The organism is Streptomyces sp. NPDC005302, from assembly GCF_040607345.1.
Lineage (GTDB): Bacteria > Actinomycetota > Actinomycetes > Streptomycetales > Streptomycetaceae > Streptomyces.
Genome location: NZ_JBEXGN010000014.1, coordinates 197,824 through 203,853, shown reverse-complemented (window position 1 = coordinate 203,853; position 6,030 = coordinate 197,824). Strand labels below are relative to the sequence as shown.

The following is a 6,030-nucleotide window of genomic DNA, read 5'->3' as shown; positions in this document are numbered from 1 at the left end:
CTATACCTTATTTCAGTACCTTTCTGTTGTTCGGCGACCCCGACTCTGCCCGCCCCACCCCCAAGGGGGGTTCGCGCGGGGGGGGGCCCCCCCCCCCCCGCCCGGGGGAGCGGACCGGAGGACTACGGAGATGGGGGAGTGACACTGATGGTCCGCCAGGCCGACAAGCACCCGGTCCCGGCCCGCCACCGGCATCGGCCATGTACGTGGGTGCGGTGGCGGATCCCGGGCCCGGTCCGGTGCGCGGCCACCCTGCGCGTCACGGTCGTCGCCGTCGCCGTACTGGTCACCGCGGCGTGCTCGGCCGATCCCGCCCCGCCGTCGGCCCCGGCTCCGGCCGCGCGCGTGTCCGCCGCTCGTCTCAGCGCCGCCCTGCCGGACGACCCGGTCCGCATGGTCCTGCCCGCGACCGGCGCCGAGACCCGCTGGACCCAGGGCCTCGACGTCTTCGTACGGCAGGAGGCCCGTGCCGTCGCGGCGTCGTGCGCGCACGATCACGGGACCGAACTGCCGGCACAGGATCCGATCACGTTCATCCGGTACTACGAACTTCCCGACCTGGATTTCGTCGCCCGGCACGGGATGAGCGCGAGCGCCACGGTTCCCGCCCCGACACCCGGTCCGGCGAGGACCGGCACCGAGGCGCGCACCGGGGACGGGGGAGACGACGGCCGCGGGAGTGCGAGCGGATCCGGTGGTTCCGGTGACACGGCCGTCGTGCGCCGTTGCGTGGCCGAGGGGACGGCGGCGGCCACCGCGCTGCGCGACACCTACGCCGCACTCCAGGGCCAGTGGTTCAGCACCCTCGTCCCCCTGCGCCGCGATCCCGCCGTGTTGCACGCCCTGCGCGGCCTGCCGGGCTGCCTTGCGCGCCACGGGATCGAGGTCCGTGACGAGAACGGCTTCTTCGCCCTCGCCGACACCCGGGAACAGACCACCGCCGCCGACCGGCTGCCCGCCGTCGAACGCGCCCTCGGCAGCGCCTACGCGGATTGCATGCGCCCGGTCGAGGCCGTCCGTGAACCGGCACGCCTGAGGCTCCGCGCCCGTTTCCTCGCCGACCACGCCGCCGAGGTCCGCACGCTGCGCGCGGGCCTGTTCACCGCACTCCGCCGGGCCACGGAGGAGCACGGTCCGCGCCTCGCCTTCCCGGCCCCGTAGCCGCAGCGCCGGGCCCCGGCCGCCGGCGGATCGGCGAGCCGGGTTCGTCACCGTGGACGACCTCGCCCCCACCGGCCCGGCGGGGCGCCGAACCCCCTCACGGGCGCTGACGCAGGTCCACGATCCGCTTCAGTTTGCCCACCGACCGCTCCAGCGACTCCGGTTCGACGATCTCGACGTCCGCCGAGACGCCGATGCCGTCCTTGATGCCCCTGCCGATCGTCCGGGCCGCCGCCTCGCGCTGCTCGGGGGTCGCGCCGGAGCGGGCCTCGGCCCGGACGGTCAGCGCGTCCATGCGGCCCTCGCGGGTCAGCCGGAGCTGGAAGTGCGGGGCGACCCCCGGCGTCCGCAGCACGATCTCCTCGATCTGCGTCGGGAACAGGTTGACCCCGCGCAGGATCACCATGTCGTCGCTGCGGCCGGTGATCTTCTCCATCCGGCGGAAGGCGCGCGCCGTGCCCGGCAGCAGCCGGGTCAGGTCCCGGGTCCGGTAGCGGATCACCGGCATGGCCTCCTTGGTGAGCGAGGTGAACACCAGCTCGCCCTCCGCGCCGTCGGGGAGCACCTCGCCGGTGATCGGGTCGACGACCTCCGGGTAGAAGTGGTCCTCCCAGACGTGCAGCCCGTCCTTGGTCTCCACGCACTCCTGGGCGACACCCGGACCGATCACCTCGGACAGGCCGTAGATGTCCACCGCGTCGATCGCGAACCGTTCCTCGATCTCGCGCCGCATCTCCTCGGTCCACGGCTCGGCCCCGAAGATCCCGACCCGCAGCGAGGTGCTCCGCGGGTCCACTCCCTGCCGCTCGAACTCGTCGAGGAGGGTCAGCATGTAGGACGGCGTCACCATGATGATCCGCGGCTTCAGGTCCTGGATCAGCTGGACCTGACGTGCCGTCATGCCGCCGGACGCGGGAATCACCGTGCAGCCGAGCCGCTCGGCGCCGTAGTGCGCGCCGAGGCCGCCGGTGAACAGGCCGTATCCGTAGGCGATATGGACGATGTCGCCGGACCGCCCGCCCGCCGCGCGGATCGAACGCGCCACCATGTCCGACCACATGGACAGGTCGTTCTCCGTGTACCCGACGACGGTGGGCCGTCCGGTCGTCCCGCTCGACGCGTGCAGACGGCGGATGCGGTCCTGGGGTACGGCGAACATCCCGTACGGATAGTTCGCGCGCAGGTCGGCCTTGACCGTGAAGGGGAAGCGCGACAGGTCGGCGAGCGAGCGGCAGTCGTCCGGACGCAGGCCCGCCTTGTCGAACGACTCCCGGTAGAACGGCACGTTCTCGTACGCGTGTCGCAGTGACGCGCGCAGTCGCTCCAGCTGGAGCGAGCGCAGTTCCTCCGTGTCGAGCCGCTCGCCCGCGTCGAGCAGGCCCTTCGGATCCGTGGAGTCCGCCATCGCCACTTCTCCCTCACCAACCGTGCTATTCCGGACGACCGATCATTCGGTCGTTCTGTTCCGGATCAGTAATTCAGGTGTGCCGCCTCCGTGCAAGGGGTCCGTCGGCGGTTTTTGCGGGAGGGGTGCGGTGGAAGAGCGGTCAGCGCACCAGGCAGGGCCGTTTCGGGTCGAACTCCCAGCCGGGGACGAGATGGCGCATGCCGATGGCGTCGTCGCGGGCGCCGAGCGCCTTCGTCCGGTACAGCTCGTGCGCCGCCAGCAGCCGGTCCATGTCCAGCCGGACGCCCAGCCCGGGGGCGTCCGGAACGGCGATCTCGCCGTCGACGATCCGGGGCGGCGCGACGGTGAGGCGCTCCAGCCCCTCCTGCCAGATCCAGTGCGTGTCGAGGGCGTTGTACGGGCCGGGGGCCGCGGCGCCGCAGTGGGTGACCATCGCGAGGGAGATGTCGAAGTGGTTGTTGGAGTGGCAGCCCCAGGTCAGCCCCATGGCGTTGCACAGCTGGGCCACACGCACCGAGCCGCGCATGGTCCAGAAGTGCGGGTCGGCCAGCGGGATGGAGACCGACTGGAGTGCCAGGGCGTGCGTCAGCTGGCGCCAGTCCGTGGCGACCATGTTGGTCGCCGTGGGGAGCCCTGTCGCCCGGCGGAACTCGGCCAGGACCTCTCGGCCCGAGTAGCCGTCCTCGGCGCCGCAGGGGTCCTCCGCGTAGGCGAGCGTGCCGACGAGGGGCGCGCACAGCTCGACCGCCTCGCGCAGTGACCAGGCGCCGTTCGGGTCGAGGGTGATCCTGGCCTCGGGGAAGCGGTCCTTGAGCGCACGGACGGCCCGGACCTCCTCGGTGCCCTCCAGAACTCCGCCCTTGAGTTTGAAGTCCCGGAAGCCGTACAGCTCGTGGGCCGCCTCGGCCTGCCGGACGACGGCCTGCGGAGTGAGCGCCTCCTCGTGCCGCAGGCGGTACCAGTCCACGTCCGCGTCGGGCTCGCGTACGTACTCCAGGTCCGTCCGGCCGGGATCCCCGACGTAGAAGAGATAGCCCAACACCCGCACTGAGGAGCGCTGTTGGCCGTCGCCGAGCAGGGCGGCCACCGGCACGTCGAGGTGCTGGCCGAGCAGGTCGAGCAGCGCCGACTCGACAGCGGTGACGGCGTGGACCGTGGTCCGCAGGTCGAAGGTCTGGGCGCCTCGCCCGCCGGCGTCCCGGTCGCCGAACCGGTCTCCGATCGCGCGCAGCACGCGCTGGAAGTCGCCCACCTTCGCCCCGAGCACGAGGGGTTCGGCGTCGCGCAGCGTCCGGGTGATCCGCTCCCCGCCGGGCACCTCGCCGAGCCCGGTCCGCCCCTCGGAGTCCGTGAGGACGACGATGTTGCGGGTGAAGTAGGGGCCGTGGGCGCCCGAGAGGTTCAGCTCCATGCAGTCCCGTCCCGCGACGGGGTAGACGGAGAACTCGGTGACGGTCGGCTGCTGACTGCTCATCAAAGTCCTTGTGTACGAGGGTGACCGCGGCCGGTGACCCCGGAGGAGGGCGTCGGGGCCCACTCGACCACGAGGGCGCCGACCGGGCCGTGCGACGCGTCAGACGGGCCGGCGCACCGCTCCGACGAGGGCCAGGCCGGTGTCGAGGATGTGCTCCAGTTCGGCGAGGTCGGCGGGGCCCGGATCGGTGAGCGGTGCGCGCACCGGGCCGACCGGCAGGCCGCGCAGCCTGGCCGCGGCCTTGACCAGCGAGACCGCGTACCCGGGCACCCGGTCGCGCAGGGCGACGAACGGGACGTAGAAGTCGCGCAGCAGTCTGTTCACCGTCGCGTCGTCGCCGGCGCGCAGGGCGCCGAAGCAGGCGTCGGCGATCTCGGGGGCGAAGGCGTGCACGGCCGACGAGTAGGCGGGGACACCGACGGTGGCGTAGGCGCGGGCCTGGATCTCGGCGGTGGCGGCCCCGTTGAAGAAGAGGAAGTCGTCGGGTGCGGCCAGGGTGAGGCGCTGCAGCCGGTCGAGGTCGCTGTGCCCGTCCTTGAGCCCGACGACGGTCGGGATCTGCGCGATCGCACGCAGGCCCTCGGGGGTGAAGGCGACCGGTCCGCGCTGGTACGCGATCAGCGGCAGCCGGGTGCCCGCGGCGATCCGGCGCAGTTGCTCGACCAGCCCCGCCTCCGGTGCCTCGACGAGGTAGTGCGGCAGCACCAGGAGGGCGTCCGCGCCGGCCTCCTCGGCGATCCGGGCGAACCGCAGCGCCTGCGCCCAGCCGTACCCGACGCCCGCGACCACCGGCAGCCGGCCGTCCGCGATCAGGACCGTGTCGGCGACCACCGAGCGGTACTCGTCCTCGTCCAGCCCGCTGAACTCGCCGGTCCCGCAGGCGGGGAACACGGCGCCGGGTCCCGTGGCCAACTGGCGGGCCAGGTAAGCCCGGTAGGCCTCCCGGTCCAGATCGCCCTCGTCGGTGAAGCTGGTGAGGGGGAACGACAGCACGCCGCTCGCCATGCCGTCCCGCAGCCGCCGGACCACGTGCTCCGTCCCCGCGCCGAACCCTGCCATGATGCTCATCCCCGTATGCAGATGACGTCTATGTATGAGAACAGAGGTTAGGTTCGTGAATCCCTCCGGTCAATATGGGAGGCGGCACGGATTTACGATGGGCGCCATGCCGGAGAGCTCAGGGGTGCGTGGAGTGAAGTCGGCGGCCCGCACCGTCGCGCTGCTGGAGCTGCTCGCCGACCGGGGCGACCGGCCCGCGCGTCTCGACGAACTCGCCGGGGCGCTCGACGTGCCGCGCAGCAGCATGTACCAACTGCTGCAGACCCTCGTCGACTGCGGCTGGGTGCGCGCCGACACCACCGGCTCGCTGTACGGCATCGGGATCCGCGCCCTGCTCACGGGCACCAGCTACCTGGACAGCGACCGCCGGGTCCGCGCGGCCCGCCCCCACCTCGACGACGCCTCCGACGTGCTCGGCGAGACCCTGCACCTCGGCCGTCTCGACGGCGCCGATGTCGTCTATCTCGCCACGCGCGAATCGCACGAGTACGCGCGCACCATCAGCCGCGTCGGCCGCCGCGTCCCGGCACACGCCACCGCCCTCGGCAAGGCCCTGCTCGCCGAGCGCGCCGACGGCGACCTGCCCCTCCCCGCGGAGCCCCTGGCCGCCCTCACGGCCAACACCCACACGCTCCGCGCCGGTCTGCTCGCCGATCTCGCCGGAGTGCGGGAACGCGGCTACTCCGTCGACCGCGAGGAGACCGTGCCCGGCATCGTGGGATTCGGCTTCGCCCTGCGTTACGACACACCGGCCGCCGACGCCATCAGCTGCTCGGTCCCGGTGGCCCGGCTCACCGCGGAGCACGAGGCCCGCGTCGTCGCCGTCATGCGGGAGACGCGGGCCACCATCGAGACGCTCCGGCCGGCCGCCTCGGGTACACCGGACTGGCGCTGACCGGGGGGCGGACGCGCGGGACCGCGCCGGGGC

At 72.8% G+C, this 6,030-nt stretch carries 5 protein-coding genes; 2 read left to right on the top strand and 3 right to left on the bottom strand.

Annotation, left to right across the window (positions count from 1 at the left end; all coding sequences use genetic code 11):
* Positions 1 to 138: 138 nt before the first annotated feature.
* The gene (locus ABZT74_RS22085) at positions 139 to 1,161 is read left to right on the top strand and encodes a hypothetical protein (RefSeq protein ID WP_356437393.1); all 1,023 of its coding nucleotides are present in this window, start codon (positions 139 to 141) and stop codon (positions 1,159 to 1,161) included.
* Between the two features lie 97 nt (positions 1,162 to 1,258).
* On the opposite strand, the gene paaK is transcribed toward ABZT74_RS22085, so the two are convergent.
* The 3 genes from paaK to ABZT74_RS22070 form a co-directional block, all read right to left on the bottom strand.
* Complete coding sequence (gene paaK / locus ABZT74_RS22080; RefSeq protein WP_356437390.1) at positions 1,259 to 2,566, bottom strand: phenylacetate--CoA ligase PaaK; 1,308 nt, start codon at positions 2,564 to 2,566, stop codon at positions 1,259 to 1,261.
* A gap of 142 nt (positions 2,567 to 2,708) precedes the next feature.
* Positions 2,709 to 4,043, bottom strand: a complete 1,335-nt coding sequence (locus ABZT74_RS22075) for an enolase C-terminal domain-like protein (RefSeq protein ID WP_356437387.1) — start codon at positions 4,041 to 4,043, stop codon at positions 2,709 to 2,711.
* Between the two features lie 99 nt (positions 4,044 to 4,142).
* Complete coding sequence (locus tag ABZT74_RS22070; protein WP_356174811.1) at positions 4,143 to 5,111, bottom strand: 5-dehydro-4-deoxyglucarate dehydratase; 969 nt, start codon at positions 5,109 to 5,111, stop codon at positions 4,143 to 4,145.
* Positions 5,112 to 5,208: 97 nt separating this feature from the next.
* Here ABZT74_RS22070 and ABZT74_RS22065 point away from each other — a divergent pair, with 97 nt between their 5' ends.
* Positions 5,209 to 5,997 (top strand): IclR family transcriptional regulator, encoded by a 789-nt coding sequence (locus tag ABZT74_RS22065; RefSeq protein WP_356437385.1) that lies wholly within the window; start codon positions 5,209 to 5,211, stop codon positions 5,995 to 5,997.
* The last annotated feature ends 33 nt before the right edge of the window (positions 5,998 to 6,030 follow it).

Bases quoted from the DNA above. Each gene is read 5' to 3' on its own strand.
- paaK (WP_356437390.1), bottom strand. From the start codon at position 2,566: ATGGCGGACTCCACGGATCCGAAGGGCCTGCTCGACGCGGGCGAGCGG.
- ABZT74_RS22075 (WP_356437387.1), bottom strand. From the start codon at position 4,043: ATGAGCAGTCAGCAGCCGACCGTCACCGAGTTCTCCGTCTACCCCGTC.
- ABZT74_RS22070 (WP_356174811.1), bottom strand. From the start codon at position 5,111: ATGAGCATCATGGCAGGGTTCGGCGCGGGGACGGAGCACGTGGTCCGG.
- ABZT74_RS22065 (WP_356437385.1), top strand. From the start codon at position 5,209: ATGCCGGAGAGCTCAGGGGTGCGTGGAGTGAAGTCGGCGGCCCGCACC.